This is a genomic window from Parabacteroides sp. Y3-G-102, assembly GCF_023656845.1.
GTDB classification, from domain to species: Bacteria; Bacteroidota; Bacteroidia; order Bacteroidales; family Tannerellaceae; genus Parabacteroides; species Parabacteroides distasonis.
The window spans coordinates 1-17,205 of record NZ_JAMOKU010000007.1 but is presented as its reverse complement, the minus strand read 5'-3'; the positions used below and the strand labels follow the sequence as shown (position 1 = coordinate 17,205).

Genomic DNA, 17,205 nt, shown 5'->3' with positions numbered 1-17,205 from the left:
ATTTATCAATTATTGCGTTCAACCAAAAGTTCTCTAATATTAACCTTAAGCAAATCTGAAATCTTTGCTAACGTCTGCAAGTCTGGTTGTGAGGTATTCGTGCACCATTTGCTGACGGTAACAGGATCCTTGCCAAGTTGCTCAGCAAGCCACTTGTTTGTTTGACCTGCGTCTGCGAGAACTGCTTTCAGTCGATTTAGTTTTTGGGGATTTTCCATATTTAATAAATTAACGTTGAACACAAATTTACTAAATTACATCTTAATAAAAGAAATAATATGTAGTTTTCTTCAATTTGGAGTGGCAATTTAACATTAACTACCGAAATACACAATAAATTGATGGAAATTACAGGATGCGCTTTAATATTAACGTGTTTATCCACATATGTGTGAAAATATATCACATCCATCCTTGCTCACCCCTTAATAAAACATTTATCAACAGTGTTAAGATGGGTGTGGTAAAACGACCTCTATCCATGCGTAAGAGTCTCTTGTGCTAAATCAACTGCAATTTATGGTATTATTTTAAAAGATGTTGCTAATTTTGTAGTTTAGAATGTTTTGTATTTATTAAATGGTTCGATACAATGGGTAAAAGTCATCTGTTTTTAAAGAACGAATTTGGTATCTGCCTTAAGTTTAACCGAACAAGAGGCAGAGATGATGAAGAAGAAACTTCGGAAGACGAAAAGAATTATTGTCGGCAGAGAGAAAAGCTTCATCGTTGCCGAATTAATTTTAAGCAAGCCTTAGAAGAACGCCATAGCTTACGGAGACAAGATGTGGTAAGTGAACATTTTGATATGCTGTCTATTGATTTTTTGAAAATTGCAGATAGCACCTTAACAAGACAATATTGCCAAGTCTATGGATTATCCGAGCTTAATTATTCCAACATGAATCAGACTGTCCTATTCGCTATAGTTGACGAAGATCGATTTAATGATGTTTTTATAACTCAAATTGATTCCTTTTCAACGGAAGAAAATAACGAAAGTACAGAATATAAGCCACTGACTTTGATGGCCGGTTTTAGTTATTGGGATAGTGATTCGATGAAGCCTTTTGGTATTACAAGCGATGATGCTCATGATGTACTTCTAGAGTTGGTGGAGAGTTCACCTAGAATAGCGATGAAACATCAAGCTATAGTGAAAGCAATGGAGGAGTATTTAGATCAGAAGCAGATTCTTTATAAAAGGATAGAATCTGGAATATACCAAATAAACTTCATTTCTAAAGATGATTTGGCTATTTTATTGGATAATTTTGATGTGATACAAAGAATTCAATCTTTGTACACTACTCGTGTACGTCCTAACACTTTTGGTGATTTGGAAAGGGTGTCAGATGCAACTTTAAATTTGCTGGAAGGAGCACCAATTATTGGTGTAATTGATACAGGTGTTCAAAGACTGGCCGTACTAGATCCCATATTGGAACATGATGGACTTGATTTAGTTGATAAGAATACCCCGCATCCGTATGAGATTGATTTAAGGTCCGATTCAAGTCATGGTACAACTGTTGCAACATTAGCTGCATTCGGAAACAACTTCTATCGTAACATGGATGCTAACGTAGTTGATGCTGATGCCAAAATCTTTTCTATCAAAGTACAGAGAGGCGAAACTGGACTCGTGAACATCGCCGACATAAAAGAGGCTATCACTATAGCTCATCAAAACTATGGCATTCGTATCTTTAATCTTTCAATGTCCGTTCGTGGAAAATTTTATAATGAGGATATTTCTACTTATGCATATATACTTGACGAATTAGCCTACATATATGATTTGCTGATTTTTATTTCCGTTGGTAATCTTAGTGAAGAGGATATTAAGAATATGCAGATTGTTGCTGCTAATCCTAATACGAGTGAAAGAGTTAAGCGTTTTCTGAAATATCCGAATCATTATTATAATCCCTTCATTTCGATAGAAGAAACAGAGTGTCACGACGGCGAGTGTATGAATCTTTGTGAACCTAGTGAAAGCATGAACAACATGTCTGTTGGTGCTATTGCTGAAAGTTATAATATTAATCACGGTAATCATGGATTGAGTTTGGGGTGTGAGTTTCCTGCTTATTATTCGCGTAAATACCACATAGACTACAATTCGTTGATTAATGGCACTCGTTTCAAGAACAACCAAAAAAATAAGAATCTCTTTAAGCCAGATATTGTTATGCCTGGTGGTGACCAATTGGATGTTGAGTCACGCATGCTAGTTTTAGCACCGAGAATAGATGGAACAGGCCTGAAAATAGAACAAAACTCTGGAACGAGTTACGCAACTCCATTAGCAGCTAATATTGCAGCTAAGATTGTTAGTAAATATCCTAACATAAATATGCAATCAGTGAAGGCTTTGATGATTAATAGTGCAGAACCGATTAAAAAGTATTATCTCGAAGAGATTATCGATGAATTGAAATTTTTGGATAATAATTCATATCCCTATGTTGATAGTAAAGAGAAAACTCTTTTATCCAAAAAGTATAGTGCAGAACGATTATCCAAGTATATTTCTGGTCATGGTGTGCCTAACATTTCTAAGTGTATAGATTCAGACGATAATCGTTGTACGTTTGTTATTGAAGATACAATAGCTTTCGATAGTCACAAGGTTGTTAATCTGAATATCCCTAATTATTTACTTCAATACTCAAAGAAAGGTGTATTATTAACTTTAACTGCTACACTTTGCTATAAGTTTAATCCTAAACGGGCTGATGTATTATCTTATTGCCCAATTCATATTGCTTTTAACTTTGGAAATAGTATGAATCATGATGAACCAAGAAAGAATGCAGAGGAATATGCAAGTAAAAGAGCCTCTGACGATAAGGATAGAATGGCAATAAAGTCTAGCGTAGGTTCATGGTCTGATGATTTTTACCCTGTATCAAGTAAAATGTTCTCAAATGTACAGAAGATGAGTTTAAATATTAGCCGTGATGAAATCGAAAAGATTCGTAATCAGATATCTATTATTTTTCGATGCACAGGTCGTGAGTATTTAGAAGGCACAAATCATCCATTCTCATTTGTGCTGACGATTGAACAAAAACATTCTGCAGAATTGGATGGGAACAGTTTATACGATAGTTTGGAGCAAGTCAATATAGTGGAAGCTATTGCTCAGGCTGCTCTTGAAGCAGAACTATAATTTAAATTTAAACGATAAAAGGATTGGCATTAGCTAATCCTTTTATCGTTTAAGAGTTTTTTCCAAATATTAGTTCGAATAATATTGTCATTATATCCATCTAATATATTCCGTTTGATTGCATTAAGCAAAGCGCGTTTTATAACGTAGTAGGACAAATTTCTACATTCGCTATTGATAATGTTTTCTTTGACTTGTTCATCGTCAAAGACGAACCGATCTTTAATCGTATATTGGATAAGAGCATGTACCTGTTCAGAGTTTGGTAAATCCATCTTAATAGATAAATCAAACCTTCTAATAAGGGCTTCGTCTATCATTTGTAATTGATTAGTAGCTGCAATGATGATAGTATCTTGACTTACAAAATCAAATAGTTGTAATATGGTATTTACAACCCGTTTCATTTCGCCATGATCTTGATCGTAATCTCTTATTTTCCCTAAGCTGTCAAACTCATCAAGCAAAACAATAGCTTTTTCCTGAACTGCAGTCTTAAATATTTGAGTGAGATTTTTGCTTGTTTCTCCTAGTCTCGATGAAATGACTGTACCCAAATTGACTATAATCAGTGGACGATTCAATTCGCCAGCTAATACATAGGCACTTAATGTCTTTCCACATCCTGATGGGCCATGAAGCAATATCTTATTGGATACTGGAATATCCATTTGGACAAGAGCCTCAGTTTGTTGTCTTTCCTTGATAAAATATTCAAATTCCTCACGAACATCTTGCGTACAAACTAAATCCTTCATTGTAAATGAAGACGTTACTGTCTGTAAAATATACTCGTCAGCTTTGTAGTCAAAATGCTTATTTAGTCGATATTCTTTTAGCTTTCCCAATGAATTCTCTCTATCAGAATCTTTAATGATAGATAGGATTTCAGTTGCAAATTTGCCTCTGTTATTTTGTTGAGAATATTCTACATACTGATACAACAAATCTCGCAAACGAGCATTGTCATTTGCTAAGGCAAATTTTGCTATTTGCTTGATGTAATCAGCCTGCTTCATAATGAATTTATTTTCTTTAATTTACAAAATTAGGCAATTTAGTCGAATTACCAAAATTTTGGAAGATTGAAAAGGATAATTTAACAAGAGATCAATTTCAACATCAACTTTATAGAATCTGTTTGCATTAACATCATATCGCAATTTATGAAAATAAGTATTTCCCTTATTTGTTTTATTGATGTCTTTTCTTCTCAGTTTGATATGGTTGGGTGTTTGATAATTTGCTCATCTATTTTAATCTTATGATTTCCAGTTGTTGTTCGCAAATTCTTTCTGATTGTATCAATGGTGGAATTGACAAACCATTCGTGGAATGTTTGTATAACGAATTGAGCCGTGACATCCCGGCTGATGTTATATTGGAAAGCAATGTTCCAAGCGAAGTTCTTTAATGAAATTTGGGTAACAGCTGTACGCCGTTTGATGTGGATGTTTACGCTAAGAGCTTGCTGATTGGTGACAAAGTATCGGACACATTCGCAGATTTGGAAAATTTCTTCTTCGCTAAAATCAAACTGCCTGAATGTATTTCGAGTGTATTGCAATACGGCTTGTAGTTTTTCATCTTCTTCTCTTTCTTTTTGCTGTAGGTATTGTCGTTCTTTGTGCTGGTACTCATAATGGAATAACTCCATCCGTTTCATTTGAATATTGTCATTGTCAACCGTAGATATAGCAGTTGCAAAAGTGCAATCATCTTTAGTTTGTCGGTCAGATTTCGTAGGCTTATGGCGGACTAAAAAAGCAAGAGATATTATATGTGCCGACAGAGAGAGGCATAAATGGTAAATGAGTTTTAGAGCAACATAACAAGCTACCATGACAAAAGGGAGAATGCTTAACTGCACATTCAAAGCATCACTTACTGGAAATGATATTGTGGATGCCAGAAGCACTGTTACTACTTCTATTGCCCACGATTGGAATATATGTTGCCTTTGCTTCATAACTATTTTTATCTATGGTTGTCTTGCAAAGGTATAATGTATTTCCATAAAAAACGAAAGCCAAAAATAAGCAGCAAAGAGGCAATAACTTCATTTTATGGTGTTTTTGCAAACAAGAGCATAACAAGAGAAAATACCGATGAAAAAATGAAAACATCTGCAAATAAGAAATGAATAGTTAAATAAATATAAATCTTTCTTTGACCTACATAAAGCCAGGTTTGTCCTTATGCTTTTTGTGTGTCGCTTATAAAATTGTCCTTATTTGTACCATAGATTTATAAATTGCTTATAATCAATATATATTATATTTGAGGAAGTAAAATAAAAAGAAGCGGTTTTAATCGCTCCTTTACTCCACATAAGATAGAAAAACGGCTATCGGGTCCTTCGGGATCTGATAGCCGTTTTTTATTTTAGCCCTATATATTCAATAAAAAAGCCATTGATATCCAATAATTATTAATAAGTTTGCACTCGCATAAAAACACTCATTTTAAATTACGATTAAGGGCAACGTACTAATTTTCGACTTATGCTAGCGAGATCTATACAGAAATATTACATATTTGTTCTACTTTTTCTGCTAGCCATTCTACAGTCCTCTTGTCAACAGTCGGGAAATAAATATCGTATATTAGTAGTGCATTCCTATGAAAGCGATTATGTAGCTTATAAAGACTGCGATCGGTTGATCCGGGAATCCCTCGAGAAAAAGGGGATTAATCCGTCGATCCAAACATTCTATTTGAACTGCGAGCAATATGCGGCACCCGCCGAAGAAAAACGGATGTACCTGTATCTAGATTCGATCTCTACTTGGAAACCCGATCTGATTTTGGTCTACGAGGATCAAGCGACTTACACGTTAATGCAATGCCATCATCCGCTAATCTCTACAGTCCCCATTGTATTTGGCGGCGTAAATTTCCCCAATAAGGCACTATTAGCGCAATATTCGAATGTTTCCGGATTCTGGGACGAGCCCGACTACGTCACGAACATCCGCTTGATAGAACATCTGTTGGGCAAGTCTACGATTTATATGTTGCACGATAGCACGTATATAGATAGGCACATTAAGGCTACGTTACATGAGCAATGTGCTCAAGTAGACATTCGGGTCGATAATAATCGCATCATGTATATACCGGTAGAGATCGCTACTTTGGACAGGGTCAATCAAAGCTTAAAACGACCGGATAGTACGACCGTCAACGTCGTGCCCGTGCAAGGAGACAAGCTATCAGCTGTTTCTTGGTACATGAGTAAACACGTCCCTTACATCTACTATCTACAGGCCAAACGGGATTACCGGGTATTGAACACCAGCCGTTTTTCCAGTAAACCCTCTTTTACGGCGATCAACGAGGACCTAGGATATTCGAATAAACTTGTAGGTGGTTATATCACCTCCTTGGAAACCCAAATAGAAGAATCTACCGATAGAGCCGCGGAAATATTAAAAGGCTCCCCTAGCGAATCATTCCCACAGATAACAAAGAGCAAGAAGAATTATGTATTTGATTTCAATGAAGTCAAATATTGGAATATCGATAAAAGGCTTCTTCCGAAGGATGCTATACTTTTGAACTTTCCTTTTAAGGACCAATATCCAAGATTATTCTGGAGCTTGATAATCGTAGTCTGCACGATGTGCTGCTTTGTCTTCGGTAGCTTCATCATCATGTATACCCAAGAATCCAAGGCAAAACGACAAGCGCAAAAAGCCCTATTACATGAAAAGGAATCATTAGCGGAAGCCTTGGAGAAAGCCAATGAGTCCGACCGGATGAAATCCGTATTCTTGGCTAACATGAGTCATGAGATACGTACCCCGCTAAATGCGATCATCGGCTTTTCAAGCCTAATCGCCGAACTGGATCTGACAGCGGAAGAGAAGGAGCAATACGCTAATATCATCACGACCAATAACGAGTTATTACTAAAGTTAGTCAATGACATATTGGATTTAGCAAGGATTGAATCCGGAGGTATCATATTTCATAAGGAATCCTGCAATTTAACGGATTTAGTGAAAACCCTTTATAAACAACATCTTTCCGATGTCCCCGAAGGTATCGAATTCAAGGAGAAATGCCCCGATACGCCGATCTGCTTATATTCGGATAAAGAGCGACTTTACCAAGCGCTCGAGAACATACTGAAAAATGCCATAAAATTTACTTCCGCAGGCTTTATAGAGATCGGTTACGAGTATTCCACCAATGCACAAGACGTCCGACTTTATGTGCAGGATACAGGCATCGGGATCTCTCCCGAGGACCAAGAAGCGATATTCGAGCGTTTCAAGAAGCTGGATGATTTCGTGCAAGGAACAGGTCTTGGACTATCGATCTGCCAAGCTATCGTAAAACAATTAAACGGGCGTATCTTGCTCCAGTCCGAAAAGAATAAGGGTTGCCGCATCTCCTTGGTTTTTCAATTATAAACCAGCCTCAGAAGCAAAGAAAACAAACATTACTTCTTTGATCACCCTAAAATCCAAAGAAAGGGAAGGTAGCACATTCATCGTGACCCTCCCCTACACTCCCGGATTATCGGTATAAGATTATTTTTTCTTGAAACGCAAGAACGGCAATACAATAAATAAAGGTATGCAACAGATCATTACCCAGATAAAGAAATGTTGGTAACCGATCTGCTCCTGTATCCATCCCGATGCCATTCCCGGTAGCATCATACCTAACGCCATGAAACCGGTACTGATCGCATAATGCGAAGTCTTATATTCCCCCTCGGCGAAAAGCATCAGATACATCGTATAAGCCGTAAAGCCAAACCCGTAGCCGAATTGCTCGACAGCGACACAAGCGTTTACGACAACAATACTCTCCGGCATCGTATAGGCCATATACAAATAAACCAGATTCGGCAAGGAGATAGCCAATGCCATAGGCCATAACCAAGTCTTCAAGCCACCCCGGGATATAGCCAGACCTCCTAAAACCCCTCCGAGCAATAAGGAGATCACTCCCACCGTACCATAAGCGAACCCGACCTCACCGGTACTGAGCGCCAACCCGCCAACCTCCCGCCCATCCAGCAGGAAAGGAGAAGCCAACTTTACCAATTGGGATTCCCCCAAACGATACGTCAGCATAAAAAGCAAAGCCGGGATAATCCCTTTCTTGCTGAAAAAGCTCACGAAAGTATTGCCGAACTCCACCAAGATGGTATAAGGGGTGATATTCGTACGTTGCGCGTCACTCGCCGGACGGGGTAAGATATACTTATGCCACAAAGCCAAGGCGATAAAGGTACCGGCCAATACAAAAAACACCAGACTCCAAGCAAAAGAAATCCGCCCGGTACTCTCCTCCAAAAGTCCCGCCAGCATAACCAGCAGACCTTGTCCGGTTAGCATCGCCACCCTGTAGAACGTATTTCGGATACCGATGAAGAACGCCTGTTGCTCCTCCGTCAAGCCCAGCATATAGAACCCATCCGCAGCGATATCGTGCGTAGCGGAACTAAACGCCATCAACCAAAAGAAAGCCAAGGTAAACCGCAGAAAGAAATCCCCGGGAAGGACAAACGCCACACCAGCCATTCCCCCACCAATCAATAACTGCATGCCATAAATCCACCAACGCTTCGTTTTTATCAAGTCTACGAACGGGCTCCAGATGGGCTTGATCACCCAAGGAAAATAAAGCCAACTGGTAAACAAGGCGATATCCGTATTCGAGACGCCCAAACGTTTATACATGATCACAGAAAGCGTCATGACTACCACGTAGGGCAAGCCTTCGGCGAAATAAAGAGACGGGATCCAAGCCCAAGGACTACGTTTTTCCATAATCAGCAGGAATCAGATGATTAGAAGTCAATACTAAATCCATCCGCATCCTTCCACGCCGGGAACTTAGCCCGGAATTCATCCAGCTCGCTCTTCTTCAAGGTACATGTCCGGGTGATTTCCTCTCGTTTTCCGGCATCCGCCAATTTCTTTCCCTTAGCGTTATAAATCATAGAATCCCCTCTGAAAAGAAAACCTTTCCCATCTACCCCCACACGGTTCACGCCACAGACATAAGCCATGTTCTCGATGGCACGTGCATGCAGCAATGCCTTCCACGCCTTCTTCCGGACCTCGGGCCAATTGGCTACATAAATCAAAAGATCATATTCATTATTCACGTTGCGGCTCCAAACCGGGAAACGCAAGTCATAACAAACCTGCAAACAGATATTCCAGCCTTTATAAGGCACGATCAGACGTTTGTCGCCCGCCGAGAAATGCTTGTCCTCTTCCGCCATACGGAACAAATGACGCTTATCGTAATAATACTCCTCTCCTTCCGGAGTGATGAAAAAAGCCCGGTTGTAGAACTTTCCGTTATCTTTCGCGATAAAACTTCCAGCCACGGCCAGTTTATATTTCTTAGCCCATTCTTTTATAGTCGGTACGGTCTGGCCCTCCATCGTATCGGCTTGTCGCTCTACGTCCATGGAAAATCCCGTAGTAAACGTCTCCGGCAATACAGCTAAATCGGTTCTTCCACTAACACGGCGCAACAGTTCGCCATAATAACCCAAGTTCTCTTCACGGTCTTCCCAAATGATATGGGATTGTATCATGCTGATACGTAAGTCTTCAGTCATAGAATAAAGATATTAAGGTAATAAAAAGACATATTGTGACAAGGAAACAGTTTCATGGTGAAGAAACGGTAGTTTCTTCATAGCAAAACTTTTGTTTCTCCTAGGGAAAACTTTTGTTTTCCTATAGTAAAACTCTTATTTCTTCACCATGAAACTCCTATACCTGTACGAAATTCTCAGGATGGCAGGCGGTAACTCCCCGATACATCTCTCGTATCGTATGGATATCTTTATCCACATCACCTGTCGGATAAAAAACACCTTTCGTACCCACCTCTTTCTTTCCATAATCAAAATAAGCCACCACGATCGGCACGTTCGCTTTCAAAGCGATAAAATAGAATCCTTTTTTCCAGTCCTTGGCCCGCTTCCGGGTACCTTCCGGTGTGACGGCCAATTGAAACCGCTCACTGGTCTTGAAACGTTCCACCATCTGATCGGTCACCGACGTACGTTTACCACGATCCACTGGAACACCTCCCAGCCAGTTAAACAGCAAATTAAAAGGGAAAAAGAACCACTCTTTCTTAATAAGGAAACCGGCGTTACACCCGATCGAGGTATAAAAAAGTTTCCCTACGATAAAATCCCAGTTACTGGTATGCGGAGCCACACATACGATACATTTCGGCAAATCCACGCCATCCACCGGGCCCAGCTTCCACCCCGCCATACGGAGTATCGCCTTACTAATTGCCTTCTTCATGCCTATTTGTCCTTGCTCAACTCTCCTATCTCGTCGGCGATAGCGTTAACCTCGTTTTGCAAGTCCTCTCTTAATTTGCGATAATAATTCCGTACGAGAGCCTTGTTATCCTTACCGTCGGGATGTCCGGCACGGACGATATAACTATCTTGCATATCTAGGATACGAGCCATCAAAGCATCCGCTTTCTCTTGATTTACTCCGGGTATATACAATTTGCAAACCAGCGCTTCCGTGAACAATTCACCAGCCACGTAGCTGATCTCTTTCTTTAAAATTCTTCTTTTAGCCATAATTATTTCATATTTAATTATCCACAAATATAGAACATATGTTATTAAATACCGAGGAAAGGTCAAGAAAAAACATAAAATGAATTATCTTTGCAGCGGTGAAATCATTGATTATAAACAAATCAAATATGAACGAAATGATAAAGACGCCAGAATTTCTCTTTGAAAGCAGCTGGGAAGTCTGTAATAAAGTGGGAGGTATTTATACCGTACTATCGACTAAAGCTCATACGCTTCAACAAATTTTTAACGACAAAGTAATATTCATCGGTCCGGATGTGTGGGCAAACACAACCGCTCCCGATTTTACGGAAGACGCATCTTTGTTTGAGGATTGGAGAAAGCACGCCGAGGCAGTGGATCACTTGAAAGTTAAGGTTGGTCGCTGGAACGTACCGGGTACCCCCCCTGTTATACTGGTAGATTTCAAGTCCTACTTCAGTGAACGAGACGCCTTTTTCTATTCTATGTGGGAAAATTTCCGAGTTGACTCCATCCACGCCTACGGCGATTACGATGAGTCTTGTATCTTCGCGTATGCGGTCGGTAAGGTAATAGAGAGTTTCTATCACTTCTACAAACTGGAAAACAAGAAAGTCGCCGCCCTATTCAACGAATGGATGTTGGCGATGGGAGCGCTTTACATTCAAAAGCAAATCCCTGCCATAGCGACACTTTTCACGACGCATGCCACATCGATCGGACGCTCTATCGCCGGTAACAACAAAGCGTTATACGCTTATATGGACGGTTACAACGGCGATCAGATGGCTAAGGAGCTAAACATGGAGGCCAAGCATTCTGTAGAGAAGCAGGCCGCCCATTACGTGGATTGCTTCACGACCGTAAGCGATATCACGGCCCGTGAATGTAAACAGTTATTGGATAAGGCACCGGATATCGTTACCCCGAACGGCTTTGAGCCCAACTTTGTACCAGAGGGTAAGGAATACGCTAAAAAGCGGAAGGAGGCACGTCGTACATTAATTAATGTTGCGGAGAAATTATTGGGCTGCTCCATCGACCCGAACGCTTTGCTGGTTTCCACCAGTGGCCGCTATGAATACAGAAATAAAGGTATCGATGTCTTCATCGAGGCGATGAACCGTGTACGTACGTCCGGACGCCTGCAGCGTGAGGTCGTCGCCTTTATCATGGTACCGGCTTGGGTACGTGCCGCCCGTGCGGATTTAAAAGAGGCGATCGAGCAGGACATAAAGACGACCTCTCCGCTTCAAATCCCTTTCATTACGCACTGGTTGCATAATATGCCAGAAGATAAGGTCTTGAATTATATCAACCACGCCGGCTTCACGAACGCGGCATCCGAAAAACTAAAGATTATATTCGTTCCTTGTTATTTGGACGGTAAAGGAGGTATTTTCAATAAGACCTATTATGATATGCTGATAGGGATGGACGCTACCGTATATCCTTCCTACTACGAGCCGTGGGGATATACCCCGCTGGAAAGTATCGCTTTCGGTATACCGACGATCACGACCAATCTGGCCGGTTTCGGTATGTGGGCGAAGAAAACGGTATCCGGAGATAACCTTAGCGAAGGCGTAGAGGTTATTAATCGTACGGATTTCAATTATTTTGAGGTAGCGGACGCTATCATGAACTCCATCCTGGCTCTCAGCCAAAAGGATGCTACGGACATCGAGGAAATCAAACAGCGTTGTTTCGATCTCGCTCGAAAAGCTGAATGGAGCAAGTTTATCGACTATTATCTGACCGCATTCGATATCGCCATGAGGCATGCCGAGGAAAGAAATAGTTAAATATTGCTCATAATTAATAAGATAATGCTATCTTTGCACTCGTTTTTAGACAAACACTTTAAACTTCACGATAATGAAAATTAAGGCGAATAACGCAAACAGTCCTATTTGGAAGGACGTCTACTCACATTCCAAGCTTCCACAACAGTTGGAACCACTTAATGAGATCGCTACGAATCTTTGGTGGGTATGGAATCATGAAGGCGCTAAACTATTTGGCAAGATCGACAAACAACTTTGGAAATCCACAGAAGGTAACCCTGTACAGCTATTGCAAAGCCTTTCACACAAACGTATGGAAGAGATCTTAGCAGATAAGGAGTTAATGGCTGAAATCCAAAAGGTATACGCTGATTTCAAAGCTTATATCAATGTAAAACCCGACAAGACACAACCGTCTGTAGCCTACTTCAGCATGGAGTACGGTTTGACCAATGTATTAAAGATTTACTCAGGTGGTCTGGGAGTATTAGCCGGTGACTACTTGAAAGAGGCCAGCGATAGTAATATCGATTTATGTGCCGTAGGTTTCTTGTATCGTTACGGATATTTCACACAGACTTTGTCCATGGACGGTCAGCAGATCGCCAATTACGAGCCGCAAAATTTCAACGCCCTGCCGTTGACTCAGGTATTGCAGTCGAACGGAGAGCCAATGGTATTGGAAGTTCCTTATCCGGGCAGAACCGTTTACGCTCATATCTGGAAAGTTAGCGTAGGTCGTGTACCTTTGTACTTAATGGATACGGATATACCTCAGAACAGCGAATGGGATCGTTCCATCACGCACCAATTATATGGTGGCGACTGGGAGAACCGTATGAAACAAGAGTATTTGTTGGGTATCGGTGGTATCATGATGCTGAACAAGTTAGGTATCAAGAAACAGATTTATCACTGCAACGAGGGACACGCCGCTTTGATCAACGCTCAGCGTTTGGTAGACTATATCCAGAACGACGGCCTTTCATTCAACCAAGCGTTGGAGGTAGTTCGTGCTTCCGCCCTCTATACGGTACACACTCCGGTTCCGGCAGGTCACGATTACTTTGACGAGGGTTTGTTCGGACGTTACATGGGTGAGTTCCCCGGCAAGTTAGGTATTAGCTGGCAAGACTTCATCGATATGGGACGTGAGAACCCGGGCTCTAACGAGAAATTCTCCATGAGCGTATTCGCCTTGAACACTTGCCAAGAGGCTAACGGCGTAAGCTGGTTGCACGGTAAGGTTTCTCAGCGTATGTTCGCCCCAGTTTGGAAAGGTTACTTCCCGGATGAACTGCACGTTGGTTATGTAACGAACGGTGTGCACATGCCGACTTGGGCCGCTACGGAGATGAAGAAATTCTATGCGGATAAATTAGGCACGAAGCTTTTCGAGGATCAATCAAATCGCAAATGTTGGGAAGGAATCCAGAATGTATCCGACGAGGAAATCTGGAATCTCCGTATGACCTTGAAGAATAAATTGATTGATTACATCCGTGTTCAATATAAAGATAGCTGGTTGAAGAACCAAGGTGATCCTTCTAAGGTAGTTTCCATCCTTGAGAAGATCAATCCGAATGCCTTGTTGATTGGTTTCGGTCGTCGTTTCGCTACTTATAAGCGTGCGCACTTGTTGTTCACGGACTTAGACCGTTTGGCTAAGATCGTTAACAATGAGAAGTTCCCGATTCAGTTCGTATTCACCGGTAAGGCTCACCCGGCTGATGGTGGTGGTCAAGGTTTGATCAAACACATCGTAGAGATCTCTCGCCGTCCGGAGTTCTTAGGAAAGATCATCTTCTTGGAGAACTACGATATGCGTTTGGCCCGTCGTTTGATCTCCGGTGTAGACGTATGGTTGAACACGCCGACTCGTCCGTTAGAGGCTTCCGGTACTTCCGGTGAGAAAGCCGAGATGAACGGTGTATTGAACTTCTCCGTTCTTGACGGTTGGTGGTATGAGGGTTACGTAGAAGGCGCAGGTTGGGCATTGACCGACAAGCGTACTTATGAGAACCAGCAATACCAAGACCAATTGGATGCGGCTACGATCTACCATTGCTTGGAAACTGAGATTATCCCGACTTACTACGCTAAGAACAGCAAGGGTTACTCTCCGGACTGGATCCAATATATCAAGAACTCTATCGCCAAGATCGCTCCGGATTATACGATGAAACGTATGTTGGACGATTATGAGGATCGTTTCTATCACAAATTGGCTACTCGTTCCGCTCATATTTCCGCTAACAACTACGAGATCGCTAAGCAATTAGCTGCTTGGAAAGAGGAAGTTGCGCAACATTGGGATAGCTTCCAAGTGGAATCTTTCACTTGCGACCAAGATTTGACGGTGAACGGCCCGGTTGTAGGAAAAGAATACAACTTCAATTTGGTAATCGACCGTCATGAACTACAAGGTATGTTAGGTGCTGAAATGGTTGTCATGAAGGAAGATCCGGAGAAACACACGCTGTCACCAATCAATACCGCTCAGTTCGAGTTGATGAAGGAAGAAGGCTCCAAGTTATTCTTCAAGTTAACGACCACTCCTTCCGAGGCTGGTAACCATAAGATGGGCTTCCGTGTATATCCTGTAAACAAGGAGTTGCCTCACCGTATGGACTTCGCTTATGTACGTTGGATTCAGTTATAATCGGCAACAAGTAAAACAAATAATCAAGAAAGAGGGTGCGTCATGCACCCTCTTTTTTTTATGCCATACCCAGCTATGCTTTACAGCGACAAAAACCTATGGTTATGAGCCGTAAAGCATAGGTTCATATAGTCCGTGAATACCCATGAATCAAAAAAAGGAAGCCGCACGACAGCAGCTTCCTTTTTCAATAGGATACGAATATTTTCAAGCTTAGAAAGCGTAGTCCAAACTTAATCCGAACACCTTGTTGGTGCGGCTATACACATTCTGCCCAGGAAGTCCCGTGCCGCAGTAGTTGTCCATCTTCTTGGTATAATCGTGGTAAGTTGTCCACATATATCCCACGTTCAAAGCCATTTTTTCGCTCAACATCACTTTAGCACCAAAGCCCAGCGAATAAGAATCGCAGGAGAAACTAACATCACTTTGGAAATTATCAGACAAACCATAATCTGTAATTTGAGCGCCACCGCTAATGGTCAATCTCTTGACAACATCCCACTCTATACCAAACAGATACTCATTCGTACCTCTTTCCAGTTCCTTCTGCTTTCCACCGGCCATTCCCGCCTTCTTGTCATCGAAGAAGTGATACTCAACAGAAGCCTTCAACATGGGCAAAAACCGATAAGAAGCTGCCACCGAAAGCATGGAAGGAATATCGTTCGGCGTATTTACACCATGCTTATAAGGGCCAACCAAATCTTCCGCACTGTCGGGATAATCCAACTTCTTGGTATTGTTTTCGATGTTCAAGTTCGTCTTAAACTCATATTTAGCTCCGAAATTGAATTTACCATATTTGACATCAACACCCAAAACCGGTGTCAACCCCCAACCTGTCTGATCGCAATCCAAAGCCAGGTTCATTAAATCCGCTCCACCAAAATTCTGTTTTAATTTTGCATCCAGATACCCGTCATAGTTTCCTGAGAAATAGTTCATCCGGCCTCCGGCAAAAGCAGAAAGCCAATCCGTGATCTTGTATGATAGGCCAAGTTGTAGGGAATAAATATACTGTTTTCCGTCCATCGCACTGTTAATAGTATACATATCCGGCGTGACGATGGGACTTTGACCGCCAGTCTTTATATATTTCGCTACACTTTCCTTGAAGATACCGGCCATAGCAGCCGATTCGAACATTGGCAGGCCATCGTCAAACGAAGCCTTACCACCTCCACCCGTAATGGCAAAGAAACCGGAGATCGTCCAATCACCTTTTTTGTAAGCCGCAAAAACACTCGGAATCACAGGAGCGGCTGCCTTTCCTTTGTAATACTTTTTATAGGGAACGTCGCTCACTGTCGGCACCTTATTCACTGGGTCGAAACCATTGTATGTACTGAAAGAGGCATCGATATCCCGGGTCTGGAAAGCACTTTGGATACTCACACCAACGCGGAAACCGTCTGTCGGCAAAAAAGAAAGACCCGCCGGGTTTGACAAAGCGCCGTCTATATCAATTGCAGCACCTCGCGAAAGTGACCTTAAAAAGGCTGCATGCTGATTCGTATTCGTCAAATATCCTCCAGCGAAAGAAACCAAAGGCATCATCATCAATGCCGCACCTAATACTACTTTTTTCTTCATGTTTTACTTTTCTTGATTACAAAACGGTCGCAAAGATAAATACTTTTTTCAAACACTGCACACTTTTAATAAAAATGTGCCGCACAAAACAGCAAATACTGTGCAAACACATAAGACTAATTAACAATAGAAGAGCCGCAAAGGTAGTAACGTGAAATCAGGTATTAGTTATAATCAAAAAGTGACATGATACAGATTTACTTCACACGTAATTAACAATTAAAAGAACGTGTGTAACATGTCAAACAAGTTAAGAGAACGTAAAAATTACAGCATGGAGTTCAAGCTCCGTATGCTGAAGGAGTATTATGAGAGTGGCTCAACCAAGTACAGGCTATGTAAGAAATATTCGGTTGATTACGTGACCTTCAGTCGCTGGGAAGGTTATTTTGAGTCAAAAACG

Annotated in this window: 13 protein-coding genes; 5 read left to right on the top strand and 8 right to left on the bottom strand. The window is 41.2% G+C overall.

The genetic code is table 11. The features are described 5' to 3' along the window. Positions 1-5 precede the first annotated feature (5 nt). Positions 6-218, bottom strand: coding sequence for a helix-turn-helix transcriptional regulator (locus NBH16_RS04715; RefSeq protein ID WP_025814305.1), 213 nt, complete (start codon positions 216-218; stop codon positions 6-8). 374 nt (positions 219-592) lie between these two features. On the opposite strand from NBH16_RS04715, the gene NBH16_RS04710 reads away from it, so the two are divergent. Then, positions 593-3,178, top strand: coding sequence for a S8 family peptidase (locus NBH16_RS04710; RefSeq protein WP_008154625.1), 2,586 nt, complete (start codon positions 593-595; stop codon positions 3,176-3,178). A 29-nt stretch (positions 3,179-3,207) separates the two neighbouring features. On the opposite strand, the gene NBH16_RS04705 is transcribed toward NBH16_RS04710, so the two are convergent. Then, positions 3,208-4,197, bottom strand: coding sequence for an AAA family ATPase (locus tag NBH16_RS04705; RefSeq protein ID WP_008154624.1), 990 nt, complete (start codon positions 4,195-4,197; stop codon positions 3,208-3,210). A 194-nt stretch (positions 4,198-4,391) separates the two neighbouring features. Further along, positions 4,392-5,147, bottom strand: a complete 756-nt coding sequence (locus tag NBH16_RS04700; RefSeq protein WP_008154623.1) for a hypothetical protein — start codon at positions 5,145-5,147, stop codon at positions 4,392-4,394. 535 nt (positions 5,148-5,682) lie between these two features. Between NBH16_RS04700 and NBH16_RS04695 the strand changes: the two genes are divergently transcribed. After that, entirely contained in the window at positions 5,683-7,599 is a 1,917-nt protein-coding gene (locus NBH16_RS04695; protein WP_221734665.1) for a sensor histidine kinase, read from the top strand. 120 nt (positions 7,600-7,719) lie between these two features. Here NBH16_RS04695 and NBH16_RS04690 read toward each other — a convergent pair whose 3' ends face one another. The 4 genes from NBH16_RS04690 to NBH16_RS04675 form a co-directional block, all read right to left on the bottom strand. Then, on the bottom strand, positions 7,720-8,970 hold the full coding sequence (locus NBH16_RS04690; protein ID WP_048927603.1) for an MFS transporter: 1,251 nt from the start codon (positions 8,968-8,970) through the stop codon (positions 7,720-7,722). 20 nt (positions 8,971-8,990) lie between these two features. After that, complete coding sequence (locus tag NBH16_RS04685) at positions 8,991-9,776, bottom strand: amidohydrolase (RefSeq protein ID WP_048927602.1); 786 nt, start codon at positions 9,774-9,776, stop codon at positions 8,991-8,993. Between the two features lie 157 nt (positions 9,777-9,933). Further along, positions 9,934-10,482, bottom strand: coding sequence for a 1-acyl-sn-glycerol-3-phosphate acyltransferase (locus NBH16_RS04680; protein ID WP_008773478.1), 549 nt, complete (start codon positions 10,480-10,482; stop codon positions 9,934-9,936). Between the two features lie 2 nt (positions 10,483-10,484). Further along, positions 10,485-10,775 (bottom strand): C2H2-type zinc finger protein, encoded by a 291-nt coding sequence (locus NBH16_RS04675; protein ID WP_005854588.1) that lies wholly within the window; start codon positions 10,773-10,775, stop codon positions 10,485-10,487. A 128-nt stretch (positions 10,776-10,903) separates the two neighbouring features. On the opposite strand from NBH16_RS04675, the gene NBH16_RS04670 reads away from it, so the two are divergent. Then, on the top strand, positions 10,904-12,562 hold the full coding sequence (locus NBH16_RS04670; protein WP_009275771.1) for a glycosyltransferase: 1,659 nt from the start codon (positions 10,904-10,906) through the stop codon (positions 12,560-12,562). Between the two features lie 73 nt (positions 12,563-12,635). Continuing rightward, complete coding sequence (gene glgP / locus NBH16_RS04665) at positions 12,636-15,206, top strand: alpha-glucan family phosphorylase (RefSeq protein ID WP_005864633.1); 2,571 nt, start codon at positions 12,636-12,638, stop codon at positions 15,204-15,206. Between the two features lie 213 nt (positions 15,207-15,419). Here the strand turns inward: glgP and NBH16_RS04660 are convergent, their stop codons facing one another. Next, positions 15,420-16,802: an OmpP1/FadL family transporter gene (locus NBH16_RS04660; RefSeq protein ID WP_005864631.1), complete on the bottom strand. Its 1,383-nt coding sequence runs from the start codon at positions 16,800-16,802 to the stop codon at positions 15,420-15,422. A gap of 238 nt (positions 16,803-17,040) precedes the next feature. On the opposite strand from NBH16_RS04660, the gene NBH16_RS04655 reads away from it, so the two are divergent. Beyond that, positions 17,041-17,205: transposase (locus tag NBH16_RS04655; RefSeq protein WP_284705621.1), on the top strand; the 165-nt coding region annotated here is incomplete at its 3' end.

Bases quoted from the DNA above. Each gene is read 5' to 3' on its own strand.
- NBH16_RS04705 (WP_008154624.1), bottom strand. From the start codon at position 4,197: ATGAAGCAGGCTGATTACATCAAGCAAATAGCAAAATTTGCCTTAGCA.
- NBH16_RS04700 (WP_008154623.1), bottom strand. From the start codon at position 5,147: ATGAAGCAAAGGCAACATATATTCCAATCGTGGGCAATAGAAGTAGTA.
- NBH16_RS04690 (WP_048927603.1), bottom strand. From the start codon at position 8,970: ATGGAAAAACGTAGTCCTTGGGCTTGGATCCCGTCTCTTTATTTCGCC.
- NBH16_RS04695 (WP_221734665.1), top strand. From the start codon at position 5,683: ATGCTAGCGAGATCTATACAGAAATATTACATATTTGTTCTACTTTTT.
- NBH16_RS04675 (WP_005854588.1), bottom strand. From the start codon at position 10,775: ATGGCTAAAAGAAGAATTTTAAAGAAAGAGATCAGCTACGTGGCTGGT.
- NBH16_RS04710 (WP_008154625.1), top strand. From the start codon at position 593: ATGGGTAAAAGTCATCTGTTTTTAAAGAACGAATTTGGTATCTGCCTT.
- glgP (WP_005864633.1), top strand. From the start codon at position 12,636: ATGAAAATTAAGGCGAATAACGCAAACAGTCCTATTTGGAAGGACGTC.
- NBH16_RS04670 (WP_009275771.1), top strand. From the start codon at position 10,904: ATGAACGAAATGATAAAGACGCCAGAATTTCTCTTTGAAAGCAGCTGG.
- NBH16_RS04660 (WP_005864631.1), bottom strand. From the start codon at position 16,802: ATGAAGAAAAAAGTAGTATTAGGTGCGGCATTGATGATGATGCCTTTG.
- NBH16_RS04715 (WP_025814305.1), bottom strand. From the start codon at position 218: ATGGAAAATCCCCAAAAACTAAATCGACTGAAAGCAGTTCTCGCAGAC.
- NBH16_RS04685 (WP_048927602.1), bottom strand. From the start codon at position 9,776: ATGACTGAAGACTTACGTATCAGCATGATACAATCCCATATCATTTGG.
- NBH16_RS04680 (WP_008773478.1), bottom strand. From the start codon at position 10,482: ATGAAGAAGGCAATTAGTAAGGCGATACTCCGTATGGCGGGGTGGAAG.